Genomic DNA, 17,565 nt, shown 5'->3' with positions numbered 1-17,565 from the left:
GCTTGATGCTTACTGACTCACTTTAATCTTATAATGTTTCTTTAATTTTCATATAATTATTATTCTGTACGAAGATGTACGAATCTTTATCATACGTTCCGTGTACTAGCGTCTCAAGGTATACTACCTTCGCATCGGTCTGTTCTTCTATGAGCTTGCCCATGGCATTGCCATAATCGTACTCTGCAAAGACAAGCTTTACATTATGCTCTTTGATTTCATCAAGGAATGCACTGACCTCTCCTGCGCTGACCTGGCGCTCTTCATCTAAATCCATGGTAGCCACTACATTTGCTCCAAGAGACTGTGCTGTATATGCAAACGCTTCATGAAGGATGGCAACGTTTTCATTTGCCACTGCCACATCTAACCCCTGCTTGTCGATTTCATCTTCAAGCTTATTGCTATACTCGAAAAAGTTCTTTGAAATAGGTGTCTCTTCCCTGTTTGGATTTGGCCCCATCAATTCATTGGCTATTGCAGCCACCTGACACGCATAGAGCCTGTCATCCATCCAGATATGACTGTTGGCACCATGGTCGTGATGATGTTCCTCTTCATGAGCCTCCTCATCTTCGTGATCATGGTCGAGCTCTTCTTCCTCTATAAGTAACTCATTCATACCTATAAATCCATTAGAATGCTCGATAGCTTCATAAGTATCTATAATCTTAAGGTCTGGGTATGCAGCTACCACATCATCAAGATATCCTTCCATGCCGCCGCCATTTACAACTAGCACATCAGCTTTTGAAAGGTTCTTCATATCCTCTGTGGTGAGGGTGTAGTCGTGAAGACAACCTGTGGTAGGCTGTGATAGATTCTGAACCTTATAGCCTTCAACTCCATCAAGGATATTTAAAGTGGCTATGTAGACAGGATTACAGCTGGTCATTACAAGAATCTCATCATCATTTGTGGTCTGTTCGTTATTTAGTTTTACATAAAAAAATGTGCCGATACTGCACACCACGGTGATGGAGATTAGCAGTAGCAGCACAAACAAGTATTTATTTTTCATTACACCTCATCCGCCCTTCGGGCACCTTGTCTCGCCTTCCGGCTCGGTCGTTGCTAAACAGGCTCCACTGGAGCCTAGCAACCCTCAAGGGGAAGGCTAGTCTAGATCATCTACATCTGTGAGAGATGCTTCGTTTTCTATTACTTGGTCTAAAAAGTCCTGGATAGTATCTAATCCCTGCTTAGTCTGAGATGAGAAAGGAACAATGATTGTATCCTTTCCTGCACCTAAGCCCTCGCGAAGAATCTTTATCTGCTTGTCTAGCTGGCTGCGCTTTATCTTATCAGCTTTTGTGGCGATAACAATTGGGTCGTAGCCTACATAGTCCATCCATTCGAACATCTGCTTATCATTTGCAGATGGTGCGTGACGAATGTCTACAAGCAAAAATACAGCGCGAATCATATCTGAGGTATTAAGATATGTTTCTATCATCTTACCCCAGCTTTCACGCTCTTTCTCAGATGCCTTAGCAAAGCCATAGCCCGGCAAATCAACTACGTAAATTTCGTCATTAATATTGTAGAAATTTATCGTCTGAGTTTTGCCCGGCTGTGCTGAAACTCTGGCTAAGGCCTTGCGGTTCATGACCGCGTTTATGAGTGATGACTTGCCTACATTTGACTTACCTGCGAAAGCAACCTCTGGAAGGTCGTTCTTGGGAAGTGTAGATGTAGGCCCGCACACTGTTTCAAGATTACATGAACGGATAACCATTATGCGCTCTTTTCCTTTTTATCCTCGATGGAAACAACTGCTGCCTCATCCTCTGATTCCTTATCAATAAGGAGAAGGTTTGCATCGACCATCTCTTTTGTTACTGTGATTTCGGTAATAGTCTCATCAGATGGAACGTGGTACATGTAATCCATCATAACAGACTCTACGATTGCACGAAGACCACGTGCTCCAGTCTTTCTCTCAATTGACTTCTTAGCAATTTCACGAAGTGCCTCATCCTCGAAGTGAAGCTTTACGCCGTCCATCTTAAACAATGCCTGGTACTGCTTTGTAAGAGAATTCTTAGGCTCCTTAAGAATACGAATCATATCCTCTTCTGTGAGCTCGTTCAAGGATACATTGATAGGCACACGTCCGATAAACTCAGGAATGAGACCATACTTAATGAAATCCTGTGGAAGAGCCTGCTGTAAAAGCTCGTCAATCTTCTGATTGTTTTTATCCTTAACATCTGCACCAAAACCAATAGCGCTGACATTAGTACGCTGAGAAATGATTTTCTCAAGACCTTCAAATGCACCACCGCAAATGAAGAGGATATTCTTTGTATCGATGGCAATAGTCTCCTGCTGTGGATGCTTACGTCCGCCCTGTGGTGGAACGTTTGCAACTGTACCCTCGATAATCTTAAGAAGTGCCTGCTGAACGCCTTCACCTGAAACATCACGTGTAATAGATACGTTCTCAGACTTCTTTGTAATCTTATCTATCTCATCGATATAAACTATACCGATTTCTGCCTTTTTAATATCGAACTCTGCTGCCTGGATAAGCTTAAGAAGAATATTTTCAACATCCTCACCTACGTATCCAGCCTCTGTAAGAGTGGTAGCATCAGCGATAGCAAATGGCACACCAAGTACACGTGCTAATGTCTGTGCGAGAAGTGTCTTACCTGAACCAGTAGGTCCAAGCATGAGTACGTTACTCTTCTGGAGCTCTACATCGATGTCGTCAGGGTTTGCCATGATTCGCTTGTAATGATTATATACTGCAACAGAAAGAACCTTCTTAGCCTCATCCTGACCAATAACATACTGATCAAGAAATGCCTTCATATCCTCTGGCTTCTGAAGATTAATCTCGATGGAATTTTCATCAGCTGCTGGTGCGAAATCCTCGAGCTCTTCAACAATAATCTCCTGGCAGATGTCCACGCACTCATCACAAATGAATGCCCCATTAGGGCCAGCAATAAGCTTGCGAACCTGATTTTGTGTCTTGCCGCAGAAAGAGCAGCGAATTCTATCATCGTTTCTTGACATAACTACCTCATAAATAAAATATAAAACAATAGCCTATATAGATATCATCGGCTAATTAGTTCTTTTTTGTAATGATCTCATCAATAAGACCATAATCAAGAGCTTCCTGAGCATCAAGCCAGTGATCACGCTCTGTGTCGAGACAAACCTGCTCGTAATCCTTACCTGTGTTAGCAGCAAGCATACGATTGAGCTTTTCTCTAGTCTTTAAGATATTCTTAGCAGCGATTTCGATTTCTGTAGCCTGTCCCTTTGCGCCGCCAAGTGGCTGATGAATCATAACCTCTGCATTAGGAAGAGCAAATCTCTTACCCTTTTGACCACCTGCAAGAAGGAATGCTCCCATAGATGCAGCCATACCGATACAGATTGTAGATACATCAGGCTTGATGTACTGCATAGTATCGTAGATAGCCATACCAGCAGTAACGCTACCGCCTGGGCTATTAATATAAAGATGGATATCTTTGCTAGGATCCTCTGACTCTAAGAAAAGAAGCTGAGCTACTACAAGTGATGCAGTAACCTCGTTAACTTCCTCACCAAGGAAAACGATACGATCCTTTAAAAGTCTAGAGTAGATATCATACGAACGCTCTCCGCGTGAATTTTGTTCAATGACATAAGGTATTGTTGCCATAGTTTTTGTGTCCTCCTTTAATAGAAGCTAAGCCCGAGCATACGCTCAGGCTATTGCTAAATTACGTTATTAATTATAGAGGTTTTTAAACCTTCTGTCTCGGATTTTACAAAAAGTTAATAAAATCTTTACAAAATATACTATTACTCAGCGTCTGCTGCCTCAGCATCTGCCTTCTTAGTAGTCTTCTTCTTTGCTGTTTCCTTAACGTTGTCCATGATAAGCTCGATAGCCTTCTCGATAGCGATATCCTTCTTCATAGACTCCTTCTCGCTCTCACCAACGAGGTTCTTAATCTGCTCAAGCTCCATGCCGTACTGCTTTGACATCTCTTCAAGCTTAGCATCAACATCAGCGTCTGTAGCCTCAATCTTCTCAGCCTTAGCAATTGCCTCAAGTACAAGTGAAGACTGTGTACGTGAAAGTGCATCTGGGCGAACCTGATCACGGAAAGCGTCCATTGTCATGCCTGTAAACTGCATGTACTGCTGAAGTGAAAGACCCTGCTGTGCCATGTTGTTAGCGAAGTCGTTGATCATGTTCTCTACCTGGTAATCAAGCATAGCATCTGGGATTTCCATCTCTGAATCCTCAACGATCTTAGCGATAGCTTCATCTTCCTGTGCACGACGGCCTTCTGCCTTCTTATTGTTCTCAAGACGTTCCTTAACAGATGCCTTGTACTCGTCTACTGTCTCGAACTCTGTATGATCTGAAACATACTCATCATCAAGCTTTGGAACATCCTTCTTCTTTACCTCGTGGATGTGGCACTTAAATACTGCAGCCTTTCCAGCAAGATCCTCTGCCTGGTATGTCTCTGGGAATGTAACCTCAACATCTACATCCTCGCCAGCCTTGTGACCGATGAGCTGATCCTCGAAACCTGGAATGAATGAACCAGAACCAAGAACAAGGTCATAGTTCTCACCCTTTCCACCTTCGAATGCTACACCATCAACGAAGCCTTCGAAATCGATAACTGCTGTATCGTTCTTAGCAGCCTTACCGTTCTTTGTAACCATGCGAGCATCTCTCTCGAGCTCAGCCTTGATTGAATCGTTAACCTCTGTAGCTGTAACCTTAGCATCAACCTTTGTTACAGATACACCCTTGTACTTACCAAGCTTAACTTCTGGCTTAACAGCAACTGTAGCTGTGTAGATGAAATCCTTGCCCTTTTCAAGCTGAGTAATGTCAACCTGTGGCTGTGAAACGATATCAAGCTTAGACTCATCATAAGCCTGTGGATATGTCTCCTGCATAATAATATTAGCAGCGTCCTCATAGAAAATCTCTGCACCATACATCTTCTCGATCATGTGCTGAGGAACCTTGCCCTTTCTAAAGCCAGGAACAGAAATGCTGTTCTTCTGCTTGTTATATGCCTTTGTAATAGCCTTCTCGAGCTCAGCTGCGTCAACTGTGACTGTAAGCTTTGCCATGTTCTTCTCAAGATTTTCTACCTGTACGTTCATTTACTAATATTCCTCCTCTAATGTATATATCAGGTACGACCATTAAGGTCTATTATTTACGCATTTAAACATGCCAAAAAATTATAGCAGAACTAGTTTTTATTTTCAATAGCAGAAATCATATCGATTCTTGTCTGATGACGTCCGCCGCCCTCAAACTCAGCTTCTAAGAAGCTTTTTACTATATCCTTTGCAAGCTCTGAACCAACAATTCTTGCTCCAAAGGCAATCATGTTAGCGTTATTGTGCTGACGAATAAGACGTGCTGTAGCTGTGTCTGAGCAAACACCACAGCGGATGCCCTTAACCTTGTTAGCTGCAAGTGAAATACCTACACCTGTTCCACAGATAAGTACTCCAAAATCAACCTCTCCTGCTGCTACCATTCTGGCTGCCTTCTCGCCGTACTCTGGGTAATGGCAGCTCTCCTTAGAATCTGTTCCGATGTTGATTACCTCATGTCCGAGGCTCTCGATGTACTCCTTAATCTCAAATTTAAGTTCTGGTGCTGCGTGGTCGTTAGCAATTACGATTTTCATTTTAAAGGTACCTTTTTTATTTCCTTTCCGTATATTTTATAAATTTTATAGCCCAGCAAAATGACCGCTTCCAAGAAGCGCTTTAATATTATCTGTGGTTCTTCTTTCCATTTTAATACTGGCTTTACCATGATTGAGCGAATGCCTGCACGATTGGCGCCCCAAACATCAGTGAGTATCTGGTCACCAACAAAGATGGTATTTGTAACATCTGTGCCCATCTGCTCCATAGCTTTCTGATAGCCTTTTGCTGATGGCTTATTTGCCTTATAAATGTAAGTACAGTACTCAACTGCCTCCTTAAAGCTCTTAACACGTGGCTCCTTATTATTAGAAAGAAGCAACGCCTGAAAGCCTATCTCGTGAAGTTCCTTAAAAAATGCTTTTGCTCTGTCATCTGCAGGGGCATTGTGAGGGACAAGTGTGTTATCAACATCAAAGATAACTCCTCTGTAGCCCTGCTCATAGAGCTTTTTAAAATCAATTGAATAAGTACTATCTACATAGTCTCTTGGATATAAATTTCTTTTACTCATAGGCTCGATTGTAACATAAAATCAGGGACATGGAAACCATGCCCCTGTAGAATTATTGCTTTATTGATGTGCAATTTTATTTATAATGTGAAGTTTTCCAATCCTCTGTCTTCATCTTCTGTAATCTCGTCATTTGTTTTAACGAGGTACTGGTAACGATGGATAACTGTGTCATTTTCCATATCGTTAACTGCCTTAGCGATGTTTCTTGCAGCTGTCTTTCCTGCTGCACTAATTGTAAGCGACGCTGCCACATCTCTGTCACGGCTATCTACTGAAGTATTATCCTCTGCCAACTTACTCTCAGTAACTGGAGAAGATATCTTATGTGTAGCTCTATCTATATTCTTTTCATAAAACCCATCTGATGGGCGAATTCCTGAAATATTCATATAACATCTCCGTATTTATCTTTGTACCCTATATATCGGACACAAGAATGAATACTTAACTCCCTTTTGCACTCTTCCCCATGGGGCCCGCTTGGTGCATTATTTATCCAATACACGCTTTAACTCGTCCATGAATGTATTCACATCCTTGAACTCACGGTAAACAGATGCAAATCTAACATAAGCAACTGGATCCACATTCTCAAGATGCTCCATAACGATTTCACCGATACGAGTACTAGGAATCTCCTTTTCTTCAAGTGAGAAAATCTCTGTCTCAATCTCGTCTACTACCTTAGAAATCTGAGCTGCTGATACTGGGCGCTTTCTGCATGCGATAAGAACGCCCTTTTCAATCTTTGTTCTATCGTATGGCTCTCTGTTGTTATCTTTCTTGATAACGATAAGCGGAATGGTCTCTACCTTTTCATAAGTAGTGAATCTCTTTCCACACTCTGGGCAAGAACGACGACGTCTAATACTTGTGTTGTCATCTGCAGGTCTTGAATCAATAACGCTAGTATCTTGGCTACCACAAAATGGACACTTCATATCTTCCTCCAAAATTTAGTCCGCCTAGTTATAGGCACACTAATATATTTTACGAACCACTATATCTAGTACCATTCTAGCAGATTATACACAATCGAGCAACAAAAAAAGGGTTCTACGACGAATCGTAGAACCCAGTGTTTATCTAGATTTTATGAATATAAATCTACAAGTTTCTTAAGGTGTGCGTAACGCTCCTTAGCTGTCTCCTCGTTAAGAGCGAAGAGTCTCTCAGCACGCTCTGGGAATGCCTTTGTAAGACGAGCATAACGTGTCTCGTTTGCAAGGAAGTCCTGATACTTGCTGTAGTCACCTTCCTTAGAAGTAAGAGTGAATGGATTCTTTCCTTCCTTCTTAAGGTCTGGGTTGAATGAGAAGAGGTTCCAGTAACCAGCCTCTACAGCCTTCTTCATCTCATCCTGGCAGTGGTTCATACCACCCTTAACACCGTGAAGCTCACATGGAGCGTAACCGATGATAAGTGAAGGTCCGTTGTAAGCCTCAGCCTCAGCAAGAACCTTAACAGCCTGAGCCATGTTAGCGCCAAGAGCGATCTGTGCTACGTATACATAACCGTAAGACATAGCGATCTCAGAAAGAGACTTCTTAGACATCTCCTTACCTGATGCAGCGAACTGGCAAACCTCACCGATGTTAGAAGCCTTAGAAGCCTGTCCACCAGTGTTAGAGTACATCTCTGTATCGAATACCATAACGTTAACGTTCTCACCAGAAGCAAGTACGTGATCAAGACCGCCGAATCCGATATCGTATGCCCAACCGTCACCACCGAAGATCCATACAGACTTCTTAGCGAGGTAATCCTTAAGAGCAAGTGCTGCCTTAGCATCCTCAGAACCGTTCTTCTCAAGCTCAGCTACGAGTACGTCTGTTGCTGCACTGTTCTCACGTGTAGAGTTCATTGTCTCCTCGAACTTAGCAAATGCTGCCTTAAGCTCTGCAGAACCAGCCTCAGCTGCCTTCTTAGCAGACTCGATAGCGCGATCGCGGAGGTACTTCTGTCCAACTTCCATACCTAAACCGTGCTGTGCGTTGTCCTCGAAGAGTGAGTTACACCATGCTGGACCCTTCTTAGAATCCTTGTTAACTGTGAATGGTGATGTAGCTGCAGGACCACCCCAAATTGAAGAACATCCTGTAGCGTTTGAAATATACATATGCTCACCGAAGAGCTGTGTAATAAGTCTTGCGTATGATGTCTCTGCACAACCTGCACATGAGCCTGAGAACTCAAGGAGTGGCTGGTTGAACTGAGAACCCTTAACTGTAAGGTCAGAACCTGCTGCTTCCTTACGTCCAACGTTAGCAACTAAGTAGTTGAATACTGGCTGCTCGTCTGCCTCGTCTGCCTGTGGAACCATTGTGATAGCACCAACTGGACAAACTGTTGTACACTCACCGCATCCCATACAATCAAGTGGAGATACTGACATTGTGTACTTGTACTCTGAAGCCTTTGGCTTTGTATCAGCAAGCTTAATGTTTGCTGGAGCTGCCTTAACCTCATCCTCTGAAAGCATGTAAGGACGGATTGTAGCGTGTGAACATACGAATGCACACTGGTTACACTGGATACACTTCTCTGGATCCCATGTAGGAACTGTTACAGCTGTACCACGCTTCTCGTAAGCAGCAGCACCAAGCTCGAACTGTCCGTTTGGATTTCCTGAGAATGCAGATACTGGAAGTGAATCTCCATCCATCTTAGAGATAGGCTCAAGGAGATCCTTAACCATCTTAACAACCTCTGGACGACCCTCAAGTGCTGGCTTAGCAGCATCTGGAGTTGGGTTCTTCCAAGAATCTGGAACGTTAACCTTATGTACAGCATCAACACCAGCGTCGATAGCGTTGTAGTTCATGTTTACAACATCGTCACCCTTCTTGCCGTATGACTTCTTAGCAGCCTGCTTCATGTAATCAACAGCCTCATCGATAGGCATTACATCAGCGAGCTTGAAGAATGCTGACTGAAGGATTGTGTTTGTTCTCTTACCCATACCAATCTCGATAGCCTTATCGATAGCATTGATTGTGTAGAGCTGGATGTTGTTATCAGCGATGTACTTCTTTGCCTCAGCATTGAGCTTCTGCTCGAGCTCTTCGTCTGACCACTGGCAGTTGATCATGAATACTCCGCCTGGCTTAACGTCCTGAACCATCTTCATGCCCTGTGTAACGTAAGCTGGGTTGTGGCAAGCAACGAAGTCTGCCTGATTAATATAGTAAGGAGACTTGATTGGGTTGTCACCAAATCTAAGGTGAGAAATAGTAACACCACCAGTCTTCTTTGAATCATACTGGAAGTATGCCTGGATGTACTTATCTGTGTGGTCACCGATGATCTTTGTAGAGTTCTTGTTAGCACCTACAGTACCATCACCGCCGAGACCCCAGAACTTGCACTCCTTTGTACCAGGAGCTGATGTAATAGGAGCTGGCTTAACCTCTGGAAGTGAAAGGTTAGTAACATCATCAACGATACCGATTGTGAAACGGCTCTTAGGAGCGTCCTTCTCTAACTCCTTGTATACAGCGAATACTGATGAAGGAGGAGTATCCTTAGAACCAAGACCGTATCTACCACCGCAGATAACGATGTCGTTAAGACCTGCTTCACGAAGTGTTGTAGCAACATCAAGGTAAAGAGGATCAGCAAGAGCACCTGGCTCCTTTGTTCTGTCGAGGATAGCAATCTTCTTAACTGTCTTAGGAAGTGCCTCAACGAATGCCTTTGAAGACCATGGTCTGTAAAGACGAACCTTAAGTACACCAACCTTCTCGCCGTGTGCGTTGAGGTAATCAATAACCTCTTCTGCTACGTCGTTGATAGAACCCATAGCAACGATGACTCTATCTGCATCAGCAGCACCATAGTAGTTGAAAAGCTTGTAATCTGTACCAAGCTTAGCATTTACCTTGTCCATGTACTTCTGAACAACTGCTGGGAAGTTATCATAGTATGTGTTGCATGCTTCTCTGTGCTGGAAGAAAACGTCACCGTTCTCATGAGAACCACGCATTGTAGGATGCTCTGGATTAAGTGCACGAGCACGGAACTCGTTGATTGCATCCATGTTAACCATCTCTTTAAGATCTGCATAATCCCACTTCTCGATCTTCTGGATTTCGTGTGATGTACGGAAACCATCGAAGAAGTTAAGTACAGGAACCTTACCCTCGATAGCTGCAAGATGAGCTACTGGAGCGAGATCCATAACTTCCTGTGGATTTGTCTCACATAACATAGCGAAACCTGTCTGACGACAAGCGTATACATCTGAGTGATCACCAAAGATGTTAAGTGACTGTGTAGCAACACAACGTGCTGATACATCGAATACACAAGGAAGCTGCTCTGCAGCGATCTTGTACATATTAGGGATCATAAGAAGAAGACCCTGTGAAGCTGTGAATGTAGTTGTGAGTGCACCTGCACCAAGTGAACCGTGAACGGCACCTGCAGCACCTGCCTCAGACTCCATCTCTACAACCTTTACCTGATTTCCAAAAATATTCTCAAGGCCTGCTGCTGACCACTGGTCAACGAAATCGGCCATTGGGCTGGATGGTGTGATAGGGTAAATAGCAGCGACATCTGTAAACGCGTAAGCTACGTGTGCTGCAGCCTGGTTACCATCCATAGACTGTTTTGCTCTTGGCATTTCTAATTCCTCCTTATTATATAGAGACATTTTTATAGTTACCGGGACGAACTATATTTCTGCATCGAATGATAGACAAAAAACAAACCGGCGCTCATCCCCATAATGTCGTGATTATATGATAGAACTATTGATAAAATTATTCAATAAGACAAAATCGATTTTCTGTTTATTTTGGGGTACAAAATTGTTAAATATCTTTGGATTTTCAATTATGTGTCTATTATTATCATTAACTGGTTATTGTGCTTTCAAAAAAACGCAAAATAAATCAAAATCTCTCATTGACACTATTTGGTTTGTAACCTATAATCTATAAAAATTTAATTCGTAGTTAAAGAAAGAGAGGTTCCCCCCTATGGCATCGATTATCGGTGATGGTATTACTTTCGACGACGTCTTACTGGTTCCACAGTATTCGGAAGTTACTCCTAATCTTATTGATCTTCACACAAATCTTACTAGAAAAATTAAGCTTAATATTCCAATGATGAGTGCAGCTATGGACACAGTTACTGAGTCACGCATGGCTATCGCTATGGCTCGTCAGGGTGGTATTGGTATCATCCACAAAAATATGTCTATCGAAGCTCAGGCTGAAGAAGTAGACAAGGTTAAGCGTTCTGAGAACGGCGTTATTACAGACCCATTCTTCCTCGGACCAGACAACACACTTGCTGAAGCTAACGAGCTCATGGCTAAGTTTAGAATTTCTGGTGTACCTATCACAAAGGAAGATGGCACACTTATTGGTATCATCACTAATCGTGACCTCAAATTCGAAACAGATTTCACAAAGAAAATCAGCGAGTCTATGACTTCTGAGGGCCTTGTTACTGCAAAGGAAGGCATCTCACTTGAAGAAGCTAAAGAAATTCTTGGCAAGTCTCGTAAAGAGAAACTTCCTATTGTAGACGAGAACTTCAAGCTCAAGGGACTCATTACAATTAAAGATATTGAAAAGCAGATTAAATACCCTAACGCTGCAAAGGATGACCAGGGTCGTCTTCTCTGCGGTGCTGGTGTTGGTATTACAGGAAACATGATGGAGCGTGTTCAGGCCCTCGTAGATGCTCAGGTTGACGTTATCGTTATGGATTCAGCTCACGGCCACTCAAAGAACATCATCGAGGCTGTAAAGAAGGTTAAGGCTGCTTATCCAGACCTTCAGGTTGTTGCTGGTAACATCGCTACAGGCGAAGCTACAAAGGCTCTTATCGAGGCTGGTGCTGATGCAGTTAAGGTTGGTATCGGACCTGGTTCTATCTGTACAACACGTGTTGTTGCAGGTATCGGTGTTCCACAGATTTCAGCTATCATGGATTGCTACGCTGTTGCTAAGGAATACGGTGTGCCAATCATCGCTGATGGTGGTATCAAGTACTCTGGTGATATGACAAAGGCCCTTGCTGCTGGTGGTTCAGTATGTATGATGGGTTCAATGTTCGCAGGCTGCGATGAAGCTCCTGGTTCATTCGAACTATTCCAGGGTCGTAAATATAAGGTATACCGTGGCATGGGTTCTCTTGCAGCTATGGAAAACGGATCTAAGGATCGTTACTTCCAGGAAGGCGCTAAGAAGCTCGTTCCAGAGGGCGTTGAAGGACGTGTTGCTTATAAGGGAAGCCTTGAGGACGTTATCTTCCAGCTCATCGGTGGTATCCGCTCAGGTATGGGTTACTGCGGTTGTCCTACTATCCCAGAGCTTCAGGAGCGTGGCAAGTTCGTTAAGATTTCTGCTGCTTCACTTAAGGAGTCACATCCACATGACATCCACATCACAAAGGAAGCTCCTAACTACTCTGTAGAAGGTTAATAAGAGAAATTATTAAAAGGTCCAGCCATAGCAGCTGGACCTTTTGAGTATTATCAATCTATTCTTCATCCGCAACGCTTGTGAAGCGTGATACCTCTTCCTGGAGACGCTGTGAAATGTCACGGTTTGTCTCAGAATCATCATGGATTGTTGTAATCGATTCAAGGATTTCTGAGGTATTTTCAGTAGCTTCAGATACCCCTTTTGTACAGTCATTGATAACCTTTGAAATATGGTCAATCTCTGATGTCATCTCATTTATTGTAGAATTAAGTACTACTGTGTTGTCATTTACGCTGTCAAGAACTGAATTGATATCTTCGGCATCCTGATAGTACTGCTTTGCTACATCTTCGAATCCATCATAATCAGCAAGTACTGTCTCACTTACATATGTAAGCATCTCGTTAGAGTTATCTGCAAGAGCCTCAACGGCTGAAATAACCTGATTACTGATTTCCTGAATAGAATTAGCTGTTTCCTTACTGTGCTCAGCAAGCTGTCTGATTTCATCAGCTACTACTGCAAAGCCCTTACCAGCTTCACCTGCACGGGCTGCCTCGATAGACGCATTAAGAGCCAGAAGGTTTGTCTGAGCTGCGATTGAAAGGATGTCCTCAGTAAGTGTCTGAATCTGTTCTACATTCTTACTTTCTGCAATAGAATTCTCTAAGGTATCTTTAATAGAAGAAACCATTTCGTTTGTAGATTCCTTCATCTTAACTGTCTTCTCACGAATCACATTAGCATGATCCTTGATTTCTGCTACTCGGCTTGTACCCTCATTAACCTGGTTGGATACATTGCCTACCGCATCATTTACATCACTTGCTTCTTCATTAAGTGAAAGGAGTGTATTATTAGCTGTCTCCATGCTGGCTGAAAGCTCTTCCATAACAGCAGATACGTTGCTTACATCATCCTTAGAGGAATTTACAATACCAACTGTATTTTCAACAGAAGTATAAATATTTCCTGACTCATCCTTTATAGTGAAGATAATCTTCTCTAAGGTCTCTAAGAAGTTGTTGATACCTGATACAAGAACACCAACCTCATCCTTTGATTTATTATTGATTCTGTGGGCAAGATTAGCATTGCCGGCATTCATATCTGCAATCATCTTATCCAGATCTTTTGCAGATGAAATAAGTGGATTTACTGATCTTCTTACTATGATTACAGCAAATGTGGTGGCAACAATCTGCATTATAATACCAAAGACTATAGACTGCTGTACTTTTGTTTCATATTTTATGAGGGCTTCCTCATTTTCCTGCACAAGAAGCTCCAGCTTTTCACGCATGAGTCCTACATTTTCCTCGTACACTGACACATATTCATGTGCTCCAGCAAAATAAGTGGTCATAGCATCGCTAAATTTGCCTTCATAAAAGCTTGCTTCCATCTTTTTATATTCAGCAAGAAAGCTATTGGCTGCATTACTCATTGTCTGATACTGCTCTGTAAACTCAGGGTCATTTATAGCATCCACATGAGTCTTCAAATCAGCAACAGCCTCTGCAACAAGCTGATATTCTCCTTCGCCTACACCGATGATTGTGTCTCTTGTGGCAGTATCAGTCCAGTTGTCCTGGTACATATAATTCATGGTCTCAAGAATGAAAAATCTCTTAACCAGATTTTGTAAGTTAGTATTGGCATTACCAAAGTCTCGCTCTACCAACAAATAAGTCTGGGACATCATGTTGGCAGTGGTAACAGCTGACCTGAAATTGAAGCCGATAAAGGCTATACCAAACACCATTACCAAATCCAGAAGAACAATGCTGGCCATAATCTTTGCTTTCATGCTACTTTTCATGCTAAACACTCCTTAAAAAAACAGCTTGTTTATTCTCCCATGCCTATAGTAAGCTAGCATGATTTTAGCAAAAAAAATCTCCCAATGTGTGGGAGATTTTTTAACAAATTGCGAATATATTGTGAGCAATTATATTTTGTAACACTATAAATATTGCATAGCTTAATTGACACCTGTTACTCTTCACCCATTCTGGCAAACATAAGGCGGAATTCCTCTTCTCTTGACTTAACAAGTTCAAAGTGAATATCATTTATTTCCATTCCATCCTGAGCAAAGTGAAGTTTCAAAAAGAAGGTCATAGCGCATCCAACGAATGGCACCTCAATGGTCTGCCACTCCTTATCTGCTCCAGTAAGAGTCACCATCTTCACAAGCTCCTTGTCCTTGAAAATGCTAAGTGGAATCTGTGCCAAATCACTGAGGTTCTCAGCAGCGCGAACAGTAAGGGAAAGCTTATAGTCGCCTCGCTCCTTAAATGAAACAGTAACCATATTAGTTGTGTTTCTAGCAGTCTTTATTTCCTTTGGGTTAATATCTGCCACACCGCTTTCATCAATTCTAAGATCAATCATCTTATCGAAATCAAGCTCGTCATCATCTGCCTCTGAAGCAAGCTGAACGTCAAGGTCATTATCTCTCTCAAGATAACGATTCATAACTGGCTTTTCCATAATCCATTTACAGATATTAGCTGCACATCGCTGAAGCTCTGCTCTTGAAAGGCTACCATCAGCAAGGGCTTCTGCAGTATTATCCCTATTAGTGTTATCCTCAGCGCAGCTTGTAACCATATATAAATCATTCTGAGCACGAACGATAGCTGCCATATCAGAATTATTTCCATGATATGACTTGCCGCCCTTTGCCCACCAGTCAGTCATGACGATTCCATCAAATCCCCACTCTTCGCGGAGAATTCGTGTAACCAAATCGTAGCTTGAAGATGTGTAGTATCCATTTACCGAGCCATATGTAGTCATAACAGCGTGAGCGCCTGCCTCTCTGACAGCCATCTCATACCCCTTAAGGTAAATCTCACGAATAGCACGCTGTGATGCAACATGCTCAACTGTATGTCTGCCAGTCTCCTGTGTGTTCATGCAGAAGTGTTTGATCGTACCGGTAACGCCATATTTGTGCATACCCTTAAGCATTGCAACTGCGTTCTTTCCTGTAACAAATGGATCTTCGCTGAAGTACTCGAAGTTACGTCCATTAAGAGGGTGTCTGTGAATATTCATACCAGGTCCAAGTAAGCAATCGATTTTATTCTTTCTAAGCTCAAGACCTTCCCAATTGTAAAGCTCTTCTACAAGCTCGAGATTCCATGCACATGCAAGACATGTACCGTTTGGCATAGCGAAGGCTCTCTTTCCTGAGTCCATACGAATTCCTGAAGGACCATCTGAACAGCAGGCTACTGGAATACCCTTCTCTAAAAGTGAATCTGTCACACCACCATATGCGCCACCACAACCAGGTGTAACCTTAGGTGAACTCATACCCTCGCCACGAACTATACAGCAAAGCTCTTCATCTGAAAGCTGTGCCACAAAATCGTTCATGGTACATTTTTTATCTAAAACATCGGCAAGCTTAAAGCTCTTGCCTTCTCTTTTTTTCATCTCAGTAGGAAGAGTCTCTTTTCTGAATTTCTCAGAATCTACAGTAGCTGTAGGAACATCCTCATATAATGTCTTGAAGCTGCCGTCAGCAAGCTTTACTGGCTTGATTCTTGTGTATTTAACTACTGGAGCCATAGCCTCTGAAAGCTGCTCAATTACTTTGAGTTCATCAAGCTTAACAATTCCAGCTTCAACATTACTGCGAACATTTTCTCCAATATAGAACTCATAGACACCTGCCTGCATAACATATGCATTCTTATGGCTGGTAACTCCACTGTCATCAAAGCTTGAAAGCTGATAATTCGTAATTACGAACTCAAAATCCTGGCTTTCTCCTGGTGCAAGCTCCTTTGTCTTTGCAAATTCTACAAGCTCCATTGCAGGATTTCCAAGAACACCCTGATCCTTTGAAACATATACCTGAACTACCTGCTGTCCTGCTACATCACCTGTGTTAGTAACCTTTGCGCTGATTGTGACTTTATTACCATCATACAGACAGTTTCCTGCTTCGATATCAAATGTAGTGTAAGACAGGCCATAGCCAAACGGATAAAGAACCTTATCTTGTGCAAATGTCTCGAAATATCTGTAGCCTACGTAGATATCCTCCCGCTGGATGTTGGTCTCCTTGCCACCAAAGTTAGGTGTAGAAGGATAGTCCTCAATATCCTTTGCAATTGTATCTGTAAGACGACCTGATGGATTAACATCTCCTGAAATTACATCAAGTGCTCCAAGGCCACCTTCCTGACCACCCTGCCAGATATATAGAACAGCCGATGTGTTGTACTTCTCCATCCAGTTCATATCGATAATGTTTCCAACATTTAAAAGAACGATAGTCTTCTCGAAAGCCTCTGTAACATTCTTAAGCATTTCATGCTCATCATCTGTAAGAAGATAGCTTCCCTGCGAAACGCTGTTGTCCTGATCCTCTCCTGCTGTACGGCCAATGAGGACTACGGCAACGTCTGAAGTCTGAGCTGCCTTTGCTGCAAGCTCAGCTGAAACAGGCATCTCCTTTTGGAACCATGGTTCTGAAGCCCAGCCTACACCAGCATCAAAGGGATTTTCCTTAATCCACTCATCATAGGTAGCCTTTAAGTCTTTGTTTAAGTTGAAGCGCTCATCAACCTCTAAAGCTTCACGCACTCCGATTACATATTTTGTATTAACCATTCCGCCTGAGCCAGTACCACTCTTGTAGTAATTAAACTGGCTTCGGCCAAATAGTGCTATATTGCAACCAGCCTGAAGTGGAAGCACACCGTCATTTTCCAGAAGAACTACACCCTCTGCTACAGCGCGTCTAGCCACTTTGGCGAATTTTTCAGTATCAAATACTTTTGAACTCATTAAATAAACCTCCAAAATATTCCATGCTGAAGATATTCTAGAATAAAAAAGAGGGTCTTTTATATCAAAAACCCTCTTTTTTTA

General features: G+C 42.5%; 13 protein-coding genes. 1 reads left to right on the top strand and 12 read right to left on the bottom strand.

Annotated features, from left to right (window positions below; genetic code table 11):
* Positions 1-28: 28 nt before the first annotated feature.
* From BUA88_RS00660 to nifJ, 10 genes are all read right to left on the bottom strand, one after another.
* Positions 29-1,021: a metal ABC transporter substrate-binding protein gene (locus BUA88_RS00660; RefSeq protein WP_072910983.1), complete on the bottom strand. Its 993-nt coding sequence runs from the start codon at positions 1,019-1,021 to the stop codon at positions 29-31.
* A 96-nt stretch (positions 1,022-1,117) separates the two neighbouring features.
* Positions 1,118-1,738 (bottom strand): ribosome biogenesis GTP-binding protein YihA/YsxC, encoded by a 621-nt coding sequence (gene yihA, locus BUA88_RS00655; protein ID WP_072910980.1) that lies wholly within the window; start codon positions 1,736-1,738, stop codon positions 1,118-1,120.
* Entirely contained in the window at positions 1,738-3,027 is a 1,290-nt protein-coding gene (gene clpX, locus BUA88_RS00650; RefSeq protein ID WP_072910977.1) for an ATP-dependent Clp protease ATP-binding subunit ClpX, read from the bottom strand. The genes yihA and clpX overlap by 1 nt, the downstream gene beginning before the upstream one ends.
* Before the next feature lie 55 nt (positions 3,028-3,082).
* Entirely contained in the window at positions 3,083-3,667 is a 585-nt protein-coding gene (gene clpP, locus BUA88_RS00645) for an ATP-dependent Clp endopeptidase proteolytic subunit ClpP (RefSeq protein ID WP_028248404.1), read from the bottom strand.
* A 143-nt stretch (positions 3,668-3,810) separates the two neighbouring features.
* Complete coding sequence (tig, locus tag BUA88_RS00640; protein WP_072910974.1) at positions 3,811-5,145, bottom strand: trigger factor; 1,335 nt, start codon at positions 5,143-5,145, stop codon at positions 3,811-3,813.
* A gap of 92 nt (positions 5,146-5,237) precedes the next feature.
* The gene (gene rpiB, locus BUA88_RS00635) at positions 5,238-5,684 is read right to left on the bottom strand and encodes a ribose 5-phosphate isomerase B (RefSeq protein WP_072910971.1); all 447 of its coding nucleotides are present in this window, start codon (positions 5,682-5,684) and stop codon (positions 5,238-5,240) included.
* Complete coding sequence (locus tag BUA88_RS00630) at positions 5,681-6,220, bottom strand: YqeG family HAD IIIA-type phosphatase (RefSeq protein WP_072910968.1); 540 nt, start codon at positions 6,218-6,220, stop codon at positions 5,681-5,683. Before BUA88_RS00630 ends, rpiB begins: the two co-directional genes overlap by 4 nt.
* 80 nt (positions 6,221-6,300) lie before the next feature.
* Positions 6,301-6,612, bottom strand: coding sequence for a hypothetical protein (locus BUA88_RS00625; RefSeq protein WP_072910965.1), 312 nt, complete (start codon positions 6,610-6,612; stop codon positions 6,301-6,303).
* Positions 6,613-6,711: 99 nt separating this feature from the next.
* Positions 6,712-7,164, bottom strand: a complete 453-nt coding sequence (gene nrdR / locus BUA88_RS00620; RefSeq protein WP_015548976.1) for a transcriptional regulator NrdR — start codon at positions 7,162-7,164, stop codon at positions 6,712-6,714.
* Between the two features lie 152 nt (positions 7,165-7,316).
* Positions 7,317-10,850 (bottom strand): pyruvate:ferredoxin (flavodoxin) oxidoreductase, encoded by a 3,534-nt coding sequence (nifJ, locus tag BUA88_RS00615; RefSeq protein ID WP_072910962.1) that lies wholly within the window; start codon positions 10,848-10,850, stop codon positions 7,317-7,319.
* Between the two features lie 358 nt (positions 10,851-11,208).
* Here nifJ and guaB point away from each other — a divergent pair, with 358 nt between their 5' ends.
* Positions 11,209-12,666, top strand: coding sequence for an IMP dehydrogenase (gene guaB / locus BUA88_RS00610; protein ID WP_072910959.1), 1,458 nt, complete (start codon positions 11,209-11,211; stop codon positions 12,664-12,666).
* A 58-nt stretch (positions 12,667-12,724) separates the two neighbouring features.
* Here the strand turns inward: guaB and BUA88_RS00605 are convergent, their stop codons facing one another.
* The gene (locus BUA88_RS00605) at positions 12,725-14,491 is read right to left on the bottom strand and encodes a methyl-accepting chemotaxis protein (protein WP_072910956.1); all 1,767 of its coding nucleotides are present in this window, start codon (positions 14,489-14,491) and stop codon (positions 12,725-12,727) included.
* A gap of 176 nt (positions 14,492-14,667) precedes the next feature.
* The gene (locus BUA88_RS00600; RefSeq protein ID WP_072910953.1) at positions 14,668-17,481 is read right to left on the bottom strand and encodes a glycoside hydrolase family 3 protein; all 2,814 of its coding nucleotides are present in this window, start codon (positions 17,479-17,481) and stop codon (positions 14,668-14,670) included.
* Between the last annotated feature and the right edge of the window lie 84 nt (positions 17,482-17,565).

Origin of the sequence: Pseudobutyrivibrio xylanivorans DSM 14809, from assembly GCF_900141825.1 — a bacterium.
GTDB lineage: Bacteria > Bacillota > Clostridia > Lachnospirales > Lachnospiraceae > Pseudobutyrivibrio > Pseudobutyrivibrio xylanivorans.
Note: the sequence above shows the minus strand (reverse complement) of the source record. Positions and strands in the feature narration are given on the sequence as shown.